10 protein-coding genes are annotated in these 13,549 nt (G+C 71.7%); 6 read left to right on the top strand and 4 right to left on the bottom strand.

Annotation, left to right across the window (positions count from 1 at the left end; genetic code table 11):
* Nucleotides 1-205: 205 nt before the first annotated feature.
* Complete coding sequence (locus AB0C33_RS44150; protein WP_358299478.1) at nucleotides 206-3,577, top strand: PDZ domain-containing protein; 3,372 nt, start codon at nucleotides 206-208, stop codon at nucleotides 3,575-3,577.
* An 86-nt stretch (nucleotides 3,578-3,663) separates the two neighbouring features.
* Entirely contained in the window at nucleotides 3,664-5,079 is a 1,416-nt protein-coding gene (locus AB0C33_RS44145; protein ID WP_358299475.1) for an amino acid permease, read from the top strand.
* 15 nt (nucleotides 5,080-5,094) lie between these two features.
* Here AB0C33_RS44145 and AB0C33_RS44140 read toward each other — a convergent pair whose 3' ends face one another.
* Complete coding sequence (locus tag AB0C33_RS44140; protein WP_358299472.1) at nucleotides 5,095-7,104, bottom strand: hypothetical protein; 2,010 nt, start codon at nucleotides 7,102-7,104, stop codon at nucleotides 5,095-5,097.
* Between the two features lie 419 nt (nucleotides 7,105-7,523).
* Here AB0C33_RS44140 and AB0C33_RS44135 point away from each other — a divergent pair, with 419 nt between their 5' ends.
* A complete protein-coding gene (locus tag AB0C33_RS44135) occupies nucleotides 7,524-10,529 on the top strand; it encodes a M4 family metallopeptidase (RefSeq protein WP_358299469.1) in 3,006 nt (1,001 codons plus the stop codon).
* A gap of 242 nt (nucleotides 10,530-10,771) precedes the next feature.
* Nucleotides 10,772-11,257 (top strand): DUF4232 domain-containing protein, encoded by a 486-nt coding sequence (locus AB0C33_RS44130; RefSeq protein WP_358299466.1) that lies wholly within the window; start codon nucleotides 10,772-10,774, stop codon nucleotides 11,255-11,257.
* 18 nt (nucleotides 11,258-11,275) lie between these two features.
* Here the strand turns inward: AB0C33_RS44130 and AB0C33_RS44125 are convergent, their stop codons facing one another.
* The 3 genes from AB0C33_RS44125 to AB0C33_RS44115 are packed head-to-tail and all read right to left on the bottom strand — an operon-like array spanning nucleotide 11,276 to nucleotide 12,392.
* On the bottom strand, nucleotides 11,276-11,398 hold the full coding sequence (locus AB0C33_RS44125) for a hypothetical protein (protein ID WP_358299463.1): 123 nt from the start codon (nucleotides 11,396-11,398) through the stop codon (nucleotides 11,276-11,278).
* Nucleotides 11,399-11,450: 52 nt separating this feature from the next.
* Nucleotides 11,451-12,023 carry a dienelactone hydrolase family protein gene (locus tag AB0C33_RS44120; protein WP_358299460.1) on the bottom strand — a complete coding sequence of 191 codons (573 nt, stop codon included), beginning with the start codon at nucleotides 12,021-12,023 and terminating at the stop codon, nucleotides 11,451-11,453.
* A gap of 51 nt (nucleotides 12,024-12,074) precedes the next feature.
* Nucleotides 12,075-12,392 carry a winged helix-turn-helix domain-containing protein gene (locus tag AB0C33_RS44115; RefSeq protein WP_358299457.1) on the bottom strand — a complete coding sequence of 106 codons (318 nt, stop codon included), beginning with the start codon at nucleotides 12,390-12,392 and terminating at the stop codon, nucleotides 12,075-12,077.
* 228 nt (nucleotides 12,393-12,620) lie between these two features.
* Here AB0C33_RS44115 and AB0C33_RS44110 point away from each other — a divergent pair, with 228 nt between their 5' ends.
* Both AB0C33_RS44110 and AB0C33_RS44105 read left to right on the top strand, forming a co-directional pair.
* Nucleotides 12,621-13,004 carry an STAS domain-containing protein gene (locus AB0C33_RS44110; protein ID WP_358299454.1) on the top strand — a complete coding sequence of 128 codons (384 nt, stop codon included), beginning with the start codon at nucleotides 12,621-12,623 and terminating at the stop codon, nucleotides 13,002-13,004.
* Entirely contained in the window at nucleotides 13,004-13,399 is a 396-nt protein-coding gene (locus AB0C33_RS44105) for an STAS domain-containing protein (RefSeq protein WP_358299451.1), read from the top strand. Before AB0C33_RS44110 ends, AB0C33_RS44105 begins: the two co-directional genes overlap by 1 nt.
* Nucleotides 13,400-13,549 lie beyond the last annotated feature (150 nt).

The raw sequence follows: 13,549 nt of genomic DNA, 5'->3' as shown, positions 1-13,549 counted from the left end.
CGCTCGCGCGGTCAGCGCCTCGGACGCCCCGGCAACCTGCTCAGGCACGACCGGAGAGATCCGATCATCTGGGGGACAAAACGCGATTTTCAGTGCACCATGAGCCTTCTGGAGTGAATTGGTCGGATGAAACGTGACCTTGGCGTGATCGCCTTCGTCTGAGGGCTTGGCCACAATGAGGGCCATCCCCCGACTGGAGGCCCTTGTGCGCCATGGCAAGCCCTGGCGGCTGCTCCTCGCGGCGACTCTCGCCGCGACCGGACTGACCGCTCTCTCCCCCGCCTCCGCCCAGGCGGCCGGCACCGTCTTCCACGTCTCCCCCGACGGCGACGACGGCGCCGCCGGCACCGAGGCGGCGCCGTTCCGTACGATCGAGCGGGCCCAGCGCGCGGTGCGCGCGGTCCTGCCCACCGCGGCCGAGCCGCCCCGGGTACGGGTCCGCGGCGGCGTCTACCACCTCGCCGAGCCCCTCACCTTCACCCCCGCCGACTCCGGGGCCGTCTACGAGGCGGCCGCCGGCGAGCAGGTCGTGCTCAGCGGCGGACGCCGGCTGACCCCCGCCTGGACCCCGTACCAGGGTGCGACCCTGGTGGCCGACATCGGCGCGGGCCTCGACTTCGACGAGCTCTTCCTCGACGGCACCCGGCAGGTCCTGGCCCGCTACCCCAACGTCGATCCCAAGGAGGCCGTGCTCGACGGGTACGCCGCCGACGCGATCTCGCCCGAACGGGTGGCCCGCTGGAAGAACCCCACGACCGCGCTGGTCCGCGGGCTGCACCAGGGCGAATGGGGTGGGAACTCCTTCAGGGTGACCGGCGTCGGCGACGGCGGCGTCCCGATCCTGAAGTGGGTCGGCGACAACAACCGGGGCGACGGCCTGCATCCGCAGAAGCGCATGGTCGAGAACGTCCTGGAGGAGCTGGACGCCCCCGGCGAGTGGTTCTACGACAAGGACGCCGGCCGCCTCTACCTCCAGCCGCCCGCGGGTCTCGACCCGGCCAAGGCCCGCGTCGAGACCGCCGAGCGCGAGGAGCTCGTGCGGGTCGTCGGCGACTCGCCCTCCGCGCCGGTGCGCGACCTCACCTTCACCGGGTTCACCTTCACCCAGACCCACCGCACGCTGTTCAGCCGCCCGTACGAGAAACTGCAGCTCGGCGACTGGGCCATCGTCCGCGCCGGCGCGGTCTACCTGCGCGACACCCAGCGGGTTGCCATCCGCGACGCCCGGTTCGACCAGGTCGGCGGCAACGCCGTCTTCATGGACGGGTACGCCGAAGGCAACGTCGTCTCCGGCGGCGAGTTCCGCGAGTCAGGGGCCAGCGACGTCGCGGTCATCGGCTCTCCGGCGGCCGTCCGCGAGGCGTCCACCTGGGACGACATGCGGCGCACGATCACCGACACCACGCCGGGCCCGAAGACCGAGGACTACCCGCGCGACATCACCATCAGCGGCAACCACATGACCCGCAACGGCCGGTTCGAGAAGCAGAGCTCGGGCGTGCAGATCTCGATGAGCCGCCGGGTGACGGTGTCCGGCAACACCGTGCACGACGGCCCGCGCGCCTGCGTCGACATCAACGACGGCACCTGGGGCGGCCACGTCATCGAGGACAACGACATCTTCGACTGCGTGAAGGAGACCTCCGACCACGGGCCGATCAACAGCTGGGGCCGCGACCGCTTCTGGCCGCTGACCGCCGGGGACGCCCAGAAGAAGGCGTACGCCAAGCTCGACGCGATGGAGACGACGAAGATCCGGCACAACCGGATCCGGCACTCCTCCCACTGGGACGTCGACCTCGACGACGGCTCCTCCAACTACGAGGTCACCGGGAACCTGCTGCTCAACGGCGGGGTGAAGCTGCGCGAGGGCTTCTTCAGGACCGTGCGCGGCAACATCTTCGTCAACGGCGGCGGCCACTTCCACGTCTCCTACGCGAGCAACGGCGACGTCGTCGAGAAGAACATCTTCGTCACCGACGACCCCTACGACTTCATCCAGAGCGACCCGTCCACCTCCGGCACCGTCTACGACGACAACCTGTTCTGGAACAACGGCAAGCCGGTCGCCGACATCACCGCCGCCTGGCGGGCCCGCGGGCTGGACACCCGCTCGGTGGTCGCCGACCCGCTGTTCGAGGGGCAGAGCCCGTACGCCGACCCGGCCAAGCTCGACTACACGCTCAAGGCCGGCTCCCCCGCCCTCGCGCTGGGCTTCCAGCCGTTCCCGATGACCGGGTTCGGCAAGCCCGGCTCGCCCACGCCGCCGCCGCTCACCTGGCGTGAGCCCGAGACCGGCATGACGATCGGCAACCTGGCCGAGCCGCTCATGGGCGCGACGGCCACCGAGGTCCACAGCGACGAGGTGAAGTCCTCGGTCGGGCTCACCGACTACGACGGCCTGTTCCTGGCCGCCGTCCCGGCCGGGTCCCACGCCCACGGGCAGGGGCTGCGCACCGGCGACGTGATCAGGGAGATCGCGGGGACCAAGGTCACCGGCCGCGACAGCTTCTGGAAGGTCTACAACCGCACGCCCGCCGGGCGTCCGGTGCCGCTGAAGGTCTGGCGCGCGCAGGCGCTGACCGAGCTGAGCCTGACCAAGGCGTACGGAGTGGAGACCATCGACAACGTCTCCGGCGTCACCTACACCGGCGAGGGCTGGGACTGGAAGAACGACCGGCGCGGCGGCGGCGGCTCGACCCTCGACGACCTGCACGCCACCCAGACCGACGGCGACTCCTTCGAGCTGGCCTTCCACGGCACCGGCGTGGAGTACATCGCCCAGGTCAACTCCGACGAGGGCAAGGTCGACCTCTACCTGGACGGCAAGCTCGACACCACCATCGACAACAGCAACCCGACCCGCGAGTACCAGAAGGTCGTCTACACCAGGACCGGGCTGCCGCCCGGCCCGCACACGCTCAAGGGCGTCAAGAAGGACGGCTCGTACTTCATCGTGGACGGCTTCAAGATCCACTCCGCCCCCGCGAACGAGGACGGCGAGCCGCCGGTGACCACCGCGTCCGGGGTGCCCGCCGGCTGGTCGGACGGGCCCGTGGACGTGGTCCTGACCGCCGCCGACGCGGGCTCCGGCGTGGCGCGCACCGAGTACCGGCTCGGCGACGGCTCCTGGCAGCCCTACACGGCCCCCGTCCGGGTGGACCGCGAAGGGGAGAGCGTGCTGGCCTTCCGCAGCGCCGACCAGGCCGGCAACGTCGAGGAGCCGAAGTCGGTCACCGTCCGGATCGACGCGACGGCCCCCACCCTGACCGTCACGCCGGACCCCGCCCGGCTGTGGCCGCCGAACCGCAGGCTGGTGCCGGTGGAGGTGGCGCTGAAGGCGTCCGACGCCGGGCCCGTCACCGTCACCCTGGTCTCGATCACCAGCTCCCAGGGCAACGCCCGGGACGACGTGCGCGAGGCCGCCACCGGCACCGCCGACACGTCCTTCGCCCTGCGCGCCGAGCGGGACGGCGGCCAGGACCGGGTCTACACGATCACGTACCGGGCGGTGGACCGCGCGGGCAACGCCACCGAGACCCGCGCCCAGGTCACCGTGGGACGCGCCGGTCAGTGAACGGACGAACCGGCTCCTTCGAGCCGGTTCGTCCGACTTCCGCCGTCATGCGCATGGCGGGCTTCCTGTCAGGGCAGGACCCCGCCATGACGTCTGCGCGAGGCTTCGGCGGCGGGTCCGGGATATTCCGCCGCAAACCGGTAGAACAGATCGCCACCGAGCACGAGGGCGAGCTCAACCGCGTGCTCGGGCTCTGGCAGCTCACCGCGATCGGGGTGGGCGGCATCATCGGCGCCGGCATCTTCGCGCTGGCCGGCGCCGTCGCCAACCAGACCGCCGGGCCCGCCGTGGTGATCTCCTTCCTGATCGCCGGCATCGCCAGCGCCGCCGCCGCGTTCTCCTACGCGGAGTTCACCGGCATGATCCCGAAGGCCGGATCGGCGTACACGTACGGCTATGCGGTGCTCGGCGAGATCGTCGGCTGGTTCATCGGCTGGGACCTGCTGCTGGAGTACACCGCCATCGTCGCGGTCGTGGCGATCGGCATCTCGGGCTACTTCGGTTTCCTCCTCGGCCAGTTCGGCATCGACCTGCCCGCCTGGATGCTCGGCGCGCCGGGCACCGGGCCCGGACACGTCGTGGACCTGTTCGCGGCGATCCTGTGCCTGTTCATCGCGTTCCTGCTCAACCTCGGCATGCGGTCGGCCGCCCGGTTCGAGACGTTCGTCGTCGCGATCAAGGTCGCGGTGGTGCTGCTGGTCATCGTGGTCGGCTTCTTCTACATCGAGACCGCCAACTACACGCCGTTCTTCCCCTACGGGTTCGGCGGGGCGGTGACGGGCGCGGCGACCGTGTTCTTCGCGGTCTTCGGCTACGACGCCATGAGCACGGCGGCCGAGGAGTCGAAGGACGCCCAGCGGCACATGCCCAAGGCCATCCTCTACTCCCTGGCCATCTCGATGGTCCTGTACGTGCTGGCCTGCCTCGTGCTCACCGGCATGCAGAACTACCAGGACATCGACCCCGAGAGCGGCTTCTCCTCGGCGTTCGCCTCCGTCGGGCTGTCCGGGCTGGCCAGCGTCATCGCGGTCGGCGCCATCGTCGGCATCCTGACCGTCATGTTCACGTTCATGCTGGGCGTCACCCGCGTGTGGTTCGCGATGAGCCGGGACGGGCTGCTGCCCTCCTGGTTCGCCAAGCTCCACCCCGTACGGCACGTGCCGTCCAGGGTGACCTGGATCGTCGGCGCCGGCTCCGCGCTCATCGCCGGGTTCCTGCCGATCAGGGAGGCGGCGGAGCTGACCAACATCGGCATCCTGCTGGCCTTCGTGGTGGTCTGCGCGGCGGTGATCGTGCTCCGCTACCGGCGTCCCGACCTGCCGCGCGGCTTCCGCATGCCGGGCATGCCGGTGGTGCCGGCGATCGGGGTGCTCTTCTCCCTCTGGCTGATCACGTTCCTGGAGCCGCTGACCTGGCTCAGGTTCGTCGTGTGGTTCCTGATCGGGCTGGTGATCTACTTCGCCTACGGGCGCCGCCACTCGGCGCTGAACCGCCGCGACTGACGTCCGGCGGCGGATTCAGTTCGTGTCCTGGTAGACCTTGGGGCCGATCGCCTTGTACGCGGCCTTGGAGGCGTCCTTGAGCCACGGCCGGGTGCTGGTGGAGTTGGCGCGGTTGGTGTAGAGGGCCATGGTGTGCAGCAGGTAGCGGTGGGTGTACCCGACCCATCCCCAGGTCTGGGCCCTGCTCCAGCTCGTCGAGTGGCACAGCCCGGAGCCGGGGCCCTTCCTGGGGCAGACGATCCCCCAGGCGTCGGCGTAGGCGTCGTCGAGCCGCGCGTACGCGGTGTCGGCCCGGCCGTCGTTCTTCAGCGGCACGACCCACACCGAGACCATGATGCGCTTGTTCCCGGGGGCCCCGGGGTTCACGTACGAGCCCTTGACCATCTTGGAGCAGCGCGCCTTGCGCAGGACCGAGCGGACGTTGGCCGCGTGGTAGGCGTCCGGGCACTTGTCCACGCCGCTCGACCGGAGGGTGTAGCGCACGCCCTTGGCCGTGGTGAAGGAGCTGGGAAGCAGGGCGCTCGGCGTGAGCGGGATCGGGTCGGTGTCCTGGCGGTCGAGGTCACCCGGATCGAACGGCTCCTCGGTGGGCGGTTCGAGCGTGGGCGTCTCAGTGGGCGTCTCAGTGGGCGTCTCAGTGGGCGTCTCGGTGGGCTGTTCGCTGGGCCACGGGGTGGCCGAGGACGGCGACGGTGTGGGGACGACCGCGTCCGGCGAGCCGGAGGACGCCGCGGTCAGCCTGCCGTCCCCGCGCTCCGGGCCGAGATCCTTCACCACCGAGACCACGAACACCGCGGCCGCCACGGCGAGCACCACACCGACCACTCCCACGCCGGCCCCCAGACCGACCTTCATCCCCGTACTGAGCCCACCGCCGGACGGGCGCGGCCCCCCGGCCCCGGGAAAAGGCGGCCTCGAAGGCCCCTGCGGCGGCAGCGAGGGGGACGCCGGCGGCAGGAACGGTGGCCCCTGCGGCGGCGCCGGTGGCAGCAGCGAAGGTGACGGCGGCGGGGGTGATGGCGGCGGGGGTGATGGCGATGGCGCCAGTGGAGGTGACGGCGGCGGTGGTGGCAGGAGCGGGGGTGGTGGGGGCGGTGCGTGGGTGGGCGCGGTCGTGGCCGACGAGGCGGCCTGCCGCAGCTCCTGCGCCCACCGCTCCGGACGCGGCCGCTCGTCCGCGGGCCCGTGGAGCGCCGCCGCCGCGAGGTCGGCCGCCGCGGGGGCGACCGCGGCCAGCCGGCCGGGGTCCGTGGAGGTCCGGTCGCGGGCCAGGAGCCGTACGGCCAGCAGCGCGAACCTGTAGGCGTCACCCTGCGGCGTGCCCTCGGGCTCGTCGGCGGGGATCTCCCACCCGGACGTGTCCACCTGGGGTAACGCCGCCGCCCCGGCGAGCCGCATCGCGTCGCAGCCGATGAGGAAGCACTCCGGGGAGCCCTCCGTGGCGAACAGCAGGTGCTCGGGCGACAGGCCGCCGACGACGATGTCCATCGTGTGCAGGCGGGCGAGCGTGTCGGCCAGGTCGGCCAGCAGCAGCAGACGATCGCGATCGCCGACCCGCCGGCCGATGCCGCCGCCATGGGCGTCGTCGTCGAGCAGGAGCTCCATCGTGGCCGGGCGGCGCTCGGTTCCCGACGGCGTTCGCAGGTCGAAGGAGAACCGGTGGGGCACCGACCGCATGAGGAATCCACGGACCGCGCCGCCGGACACGACGATTCCGGCGGGCCAGGCGGCCTTGTCGCACAACCAGGCCGCGTCCCATCCGGGTAGCCGGCCGATCAGCCCGGCCATCTCGGTGAGGACGCCCGCGTCGAGGCCGGGCAGGGCGTCGGGGTCGTACTCCTTGTAGACGACCTCGAACTGGCCGTTGATCCGGCGGCCGGGCACCTCGTGGACCATGCCCCGGCCGTCCGGCCCGAGACGCCGTCCGAGGACGAGGTCCGCCCGGTCGGCGCCGCTCGCGGGACCGCTCGTCGGGCCGGTGCTGCCCGGGTCGCCGATGCCCGAGTCGCTCGTCGAGTCGCTCATCGGGCCGCGTCCCTCGGCCACAGGGCCGGCTCGGACCCCGGGCGCGACCGCGCCGTCCGCAACCCCCGGCGCGACCGTGTCGGCTCGGGCCCCGGGCGCGGCGGCCCGGTCTCCAGGTCGGGCGCGTCGAGCGCGACGCGCGCCCAGGCGCGGATCCGGTCTGCCTGCTCCGGTGCGTGCCGCACGTGCGCTCTCCCCGCCCTTCGAGCCCGCCCTTTTTCGGAGGATATCAGCGTCCATTTGCTGAAGATCAAGGATTTGCAGAGCCGGATCTGCCGGTGCCCCCGGCATACCGTGGCGTTATGGAAATTTGTGAGCTGTTCGCCTGACCACCCTGGGTGCCAACTTTAATCAAGCCCCAGCCAACGGGCTCCTTCGATCCCCACACCCCCGGGGACATGTGAGAGGAGTCACCCAGAGTGAACAGCACGTTCAAGTCGGGCACGATCGCCGTATTGGCGGCGGCGGCCCTTACCGCCTCGATGACAGGCGCCGCCGGCGCCACCTCGAAGGCGCACTTATCCACCGCGGCGACCACCGTCGCCAGGACCGACCCCCCGGCGTTCGCGCCGGCGGACGCCAAATCGCGCGACCGCGCCAAAGTGAACGCCGACGCGGCACTCGCCGCCGGAGCCGAACGCCTGCACAAGGGCTCCGGCGACGCCTTCACTCTCTCGTCCAACGTCGCCGGAACCTACGGCCTGCAATATCTGACCTACGAACGCACGTACAAGGGCCTGCCCGTCTACGGCGGCGAGGTCGTCGTGGGCACCGACCGGGCCGGCCAGGTGATCCAGCAGGTGGTCACCGGCCAGACCGCGAAGATCAAGGTCGGCACCGAGCCCTCGATCACGGCCAGGCAGGCGGCGGCCACCGCCAGGGACCTCCTGCCGCAGGTGGACGAGGTGACCACGGCGAAGCTGGTCGTGCACGCCACCAGCGCCACCCCCAAGCTGGCCTGGCGGGTCCAGGTCACCGGGCGGACGGCCACCGGCAGGCCCAGCATCCTCGACGTGTTCGTGGACGCGCGCTCCGGCTCGCTGATCGACAAGTTCGACAAGGTGCACGAGGGCACCGGCCGCGGCTTCTACGACGGCACGGTGACGATCGACACCAGCGGCTCCGCCGGCTCGTACCGGATGGTGGACACCACCAGGCCGGGCCTCCAGTGCGGCGGCCAGAACGGCTCGGCCTACACCAAGAGCAGCGACTCGTGGGGCAACGGCTCGGGCACCGACCTGGAGACGGCCTGCGTGGACGCGCTGTACGCCGCCCAGATGGAATGGAACATGCTGCGCGACTGGCTGGGCCGCAACGGCCACAGCGGGACGGGCCGCTCGTTCCCCATCCGGGTCGGGCTGAACGACGTCAACGCGTTCTGGAACGGCTCGTACACCACCTTCGGCCACAACCAGGCCGGCAACCAGCAGGCCACCCCGATGGACGTCGTCGGCCACGAGTTCGGCCACTCCGTCTTCACCAACACCCCCGGCGGCGACAACGGCAACAACGAGGTCGGCGGCCTGAACGAGTCCACGGGCGACATCTTCGGCGCGCTGACCGAGGCCTACGCCAACAACCCGAACGACCCGCCGGACTACCAGGTGGGCGAAGAGGTCAACCTCGTCGGGAACGGCCCGATCCGGTACATGTACAACCCGTCCCAGGTCGGCGACCCCAACTGCTACAGCACCGCGATCCCCACCACCGAGGTGCACGCGGCGGCCGGGCCCCAGAACCACTGGTTCTACCTGCTGGCCGAGGGCAACAACCCCGGCGGCGGCAAGCCCTCCAGCCCGATCTGCTCCGGCGGACCGTCCTCGGTGACCGGCATCGGCATCCAGAAGGCCGGCAAGATCTTCATGGGCACGCTGCAGGCCAAGACGCAGCCGTGGACCCACGCCAAGGCGCGGGTGGCCTCGCTCAACGCCGCCAAGGCGCTGTTCCCGAACAGCTGCGTGGAGTTCAACGCGGTCAAGTCGGCCTGGGACGCCGTGAGCGTCCGGGGCACCAGCGACCCGACCTGCGTGGCCAACCCGGACACCTTCTCGCTGCAGGTCAGCCCCGGTTCCGGCGCGGCCGACCCGGGCGGCTCGGCCGCCACGACCCTGAGCACGGTGACGACCGGCGGCAACGCCCAGCAGATCCAGCTCAGGACCGGCACCCTGCCGGCGGGCGTGACCGCCCAGTTCAACCCGGCCACCATCCAGTCGGGCCAGTCGTCCACGCTGACCCTCAACGTGGCGGCGAACGCGGCCCCCGGGACGTACACCGTCCAGGTGACCGCGCAGGGCACGGCCCAGACGCAGACGCAGAACTACACCCTGACCGTCAACCGGCCGATCCCCGACCAGTTCTCGCTGGCGCTCAGCCCCACGTCGGGGTCCGTGGACGCGGGCGGCAGCACCGCCTCGACGCTGACCACCACGACCACGAGCGGCAACGCCCAGCAGATCCAGCTCAGGACGGGCACGCTCCCGGCGGGCGTGACCGCCCAGTTCAACCCGGCCACCATCCAGTCGGGCCAGTCGTCGGCGCTGACGCTCGCGACGGCGTCCTCCGTGCCGGCCGGGACGTACACCGTCCAGGTGATCGCCCAGGGCACGGCCCAGACGCAGACGCAGAACTACACCCTGACCGTCTCCCGGCCCGGTGACCCGGACGCGTTCTCCGTCCGGCTCGACCCGGAGGCGGGCACCGCGACGGCCGGCGGCACCGTGGCCACCACGGTGAACACGGCGACGACCGGCGGGCAGCCCCAGCAGGTCACGCTGTCGGCGGCCAAGCTGCCGAACGGCGTCACCGTGGCCTTCGACCCGGCCACGATCCAGTCGGGCCAGTCGTCCAGGCTGACCTTCACGGTGGCCTCGACGGCCAAGAACGGCACGTACCCGATCACGGTGACGGCCACCGGCACGGCCCAGACGCAGACGGCGAGCTACGCGCTCACGGTCACCGGCGGCACGCCGGCGGGCGACTTCACCGTCGCCGCCGACCCGTCCTCGGCCACCGTCACGGCAGGCGCGACGGCGACCACCACGCTGAGCACGCAGGTCACCACCGGCCGGCCGATCCCGCTCACGCTGGCGGCCGACGGCGTGCCGCCGGGCGCGACCGTGACGTTCAGCCCGTCGTCCATCAACTCGGGCGAGTCGTCCACGGTGACGGTGGCCACGTCGTCGAGCACGCCGGCGCAGACGTACACGATCACCCTCAACGCGAACGGCTCCGCCAGCCACGGCACGTCGTTCTCGCTGACGGTGAACGGTGGCGGCACCGGTGACACCTGGCAGGAATGGCACGCCTACAACGCCGGCGACGAGGTCACCTACCAGGGTGTCCGCTACCGCTGCGTGATCGCCCACACCTCGCAGCCGGACTGGACGCCCGACGTCGTACCGGCTCTGTGGCAGCGGATCGGATGACGGTCCGCCCGGTGCCCCACGTACCCGGGGGGTGACTGAGGGCCGGAGCGGAGGGGGTCCCACCGGGCCCCCTCCGCTCTGGATTTCCGGACGCTCCGGCACGGGCTGTGGTTCGGCGCCGCCTTCCTCGCCTCCGCCGTCGTCCTGACGCCGTCGTCCTGACACTGCCGCCCGGACGCTGCCGCCCGGACGAGTTGACGTCCGGGCATAACTTTCACCGCGTTCCCTGCGTCAAAAACCACATGAGACGCTTCACCACCGCCACGCTCGTGGCCGGGCTGCTGCTGGCGGGCGGGGCCGCGCCGGCGCTGGCCGGCGAGTCCGCCCCCGTCCGCCGCTGCTCGGCCGCCCAGCTCCAGGTGCGCCTGGGCACGATCGACGCCGGCGCGGGCAACAGGAACGCGCCGCTGGTGTTCACCAACAGCTCACGGACCGCCTGCACCCTGTACGGGCACCCCGGCCTGATCATGATCGACAAGCAGGGCGACACCCTGCGCACCCGCGTCCGCCGCACCGCCGGCCCCAAGCACCGGGTGACGGTCAAGCCGGGCGGCAGCGCCCGCACCACCCTGCACTGGACGGTCGTCGAGACCGGCGCCGAGACCGCCTGCCCGAGCCCCGCCCGCCTGCTGGTCATCCCGCCGGACGAGCGCTCGTACCTGAACGTGCCCTTCGACGCCGGCCAGGTGTGCGACGGCGGACGGCTCGACGTCACCCCGCTGGCCTGACGTCCAGACGCGGGGCGGTCAGCGCAGCAGCCAGTTGACGACGACCGTGAGCACGGCCGACAGCAGCAGCGAGATCAGGATCATCGCCAGGCAGCCCGGCCAGCCGCCCAGCGGTCGCACTTCCCAGTTCCCGAACCTCACCCCCGGCCCCTACCCGGGGGCGGCCGGGGTCGTACCCGGGCCGGGGCGGAGGTCAGAGTCCGGCGACGAAGTCGAGGGCGACCGCCCAGGCGCGTTCGGCGGCCGGGGCGTCGTAGTCGGGCAGGCCGGGGTCGGTGAACAGGTGGCCGACCCCCGGGTAGCGGAAGACCTCGACGTCGGCCCGCGCCCGGCGCATCCGGAGGTACCAGGCATTGAGCCAGTCGACCGGCTCGTAGAAGTCGGGGTCGGCGACGTGCAGCTGCACCGGCAGGTCGTCGGCGACGGCGCCCTCGGCCATGTCGGAGGTGCCGTGCATGAGCAGCAGCCCCTGGGAACGCTCGTCGCCCAGCGCGAGGTTCTGGGCGATGGCCGCGCCGAGGGAGAAACCGGCGTAGACCAGGCCGTCGCCGGACAGCGGGGCCGCCGCCGTGATGGCCCGCTTCAGCAGCTCCTCGCTGCCGATCTCCTCCTTGATCGCGATGCCCTCCTCGGGCGTGTCGACGACGCGGCCGTCGTAGAGGTCGGGGACGTGCACCTCGTGCCCCGCCCCCCGGAGCCTGTCGGCGGCCTGGTGGACGGCGGGCCGCAGGCCGTACATCGAGTGCAGGAGGAGAATCCGCGCCATACGCGCAGCTTAGCGGCCCTGGACGGGTGCGCCCGGCCCGGCGGCGGCGGGTCAGCCGTCCCCGTTGGGCAGGTCGTGGGCGGTGAACATGTCGATCAGCAGGCGGACGGGCAGCCCGGCCTCGGTCGGGTAGCGGAACTGCCGGTCGAGGTCGAGGCTGTAGCGGTTGCGGCGCCCGATCCGCTCGCGGGTCAGGTAGCCGGCCTGGTAGAGATCGGAGACGATGTTCTGCACGGTGCGTTCGGTGACGCCGATGCGGGCGGCGATGTCGCGCAGCCGCGCGTCGGGGTCGCGGGCGATCTCCACCAGCACGCGGGCGTGATGGGTCAGGAACGTCCACGTCGCCGGATGGTCTTCAGGGTCGGGCACAGCTTCTGACGCTTTCTGCCTGGACGTCCCGGATCCGCGGGGCGGACGAAAATGCTTACCTGAAGATCCTATGACGAAAGCTCTTTCCTGCAACCCTCTTCCCCCCTAACCTTGGGTCGTGGGGCGGCCCCGACGCCGTCCCTACCGGCCAGGCCCACTTGGGGAACAACAGATGTCCGCCACCCAGACGTACCTTGCCGTCGCGCCGAGCGCCGCCACCAGGCCGCCATGTCCGTGCTCAGCATGAGCTGCCGGCCGGTTCCGGCCGGCGCGCTGGTCACGGTTTCCGGTGAGCTCGACGCCACCAACGCCGATCGCCTGGAGTCCGCCATCCGCGACGCCCACCGCCCCGGCCGGTCCGTGATCCTCGACCTGGGCGAGCTGACCTTCATGGACAGCAGCGGCCTGCACGTGCTGCTGCGGGCGCACGACGACGTCCACGACACGGGCGGGAGCCTGCGCCTGGCCACCGTGCGGGACATCCCGGCCCGCATCCTGCAGATCACCGGAGTGTGGGACACGCTGCACATCCACGCCTGCGTGGAGGAGGCCGTCGGCGCGGCCGCGGACGCTCAACCCGATCGGCTGCCGGATGATGTGGAGCGGTTGTGATGCACCTGGCCAGCAGCTACCTGCCGGGGATCACCGTGATCACGGTGGCCGGTGAGGTCGACGCCACCGCCTCCGGCCACCTGGAGACCTACCTCGACCAGGTGCGCCGCAGCCTGGACGAGCACCTGATCATCGACGCGCACCGGCTGACGTTCCTCGACAGCTCCGGCCTGTCCGTCCTGCTCGCCGCCGCCACGCTGGCCCGCGCGCACGGCGTCGACGTGCACCTGGCCGGTCTCCAGCCCACGGTGTCCCGGCTGCTGGAGATCACCGGCACCGTCGAGCTCGTGACGATCCACGACCGCGTCTCCCAGGCCGTCACCGCGGTGGAGGCGCTCCGGGACGCGGGGCGGGGCGAGCCGGACGCGCCCGCCGAGCCTTCCGAGGCCGTCTGACCGTCGCGCGGCCGCCGGTCGTCATCGATGGCCGCCGAAGACGGGTGCCGCCCCACCACCTGCTCCACGACATTCGCCGTCGCTAGCAGGAAGTGCACTCGGTGTCCAGGCCCAGCCGGCCGTGCCCTCCCCTCCAGGTGGACGGCGGCT

This window comes from Nonomuraea sp. NPDC048881, assembly GCF_040649795.1.
Taxonomy (GTDB): Bacteria; Actinomycetota; Actinomycetes; order Streptosporangiales; family Streptosporangiaceae; genus Nonomuraea.
This window is presented reverse-complemented; position numbering and strand designations above follow the sequence as displayed.

Bases quoted from the DNA above. Each gene is read 5' to 3' on its own strand.
- AB0C33_RS44145 (WP_358299475.1), top strand. From the start codon at position 3,664: ATGACGTCTGCGCGAGGCTTCGGCGGCGGGTCCGGGATATTCCGCCGC.
- AB0C33_RS44140 (WP_358299472.1), bottom strand. From the start codon at position 7,104: ATGAGCGACTCGACGAGCGACTCGGGCATCGGCGACCCGGGCAGCACC.
- AB0C33_RS44130 (WP_358299466.1), top strand. From the start codon at position 10,772: ATGAGACGCTTCACCACCGCCACGCTCGTGGCCGGGCTGCTGCTGGCG.
- AB0C33_RS44120 (WP_358299460.1), bottom strand. From the start codon at position 12,023: ATGGCGCGGATTCTCCTCCTGCACTCGATGTACGGCCTGCGGCCCGCC.
- AB0C33_RS44110 (WP_358299454.1), top strand. From the start codon at position 12,621: ATGTCCGTGCTCAGCATGAGCTGCCGGCCGGTTCCGGCCGGCGCGCTG.
- AB0C33_RS44105 (WP_358299451.1), top strand. From the start codon at position 13,004: ATGCACCTGGCCAGCAGCTACCTGCCGGGGATCACCGTGATCACGGTG.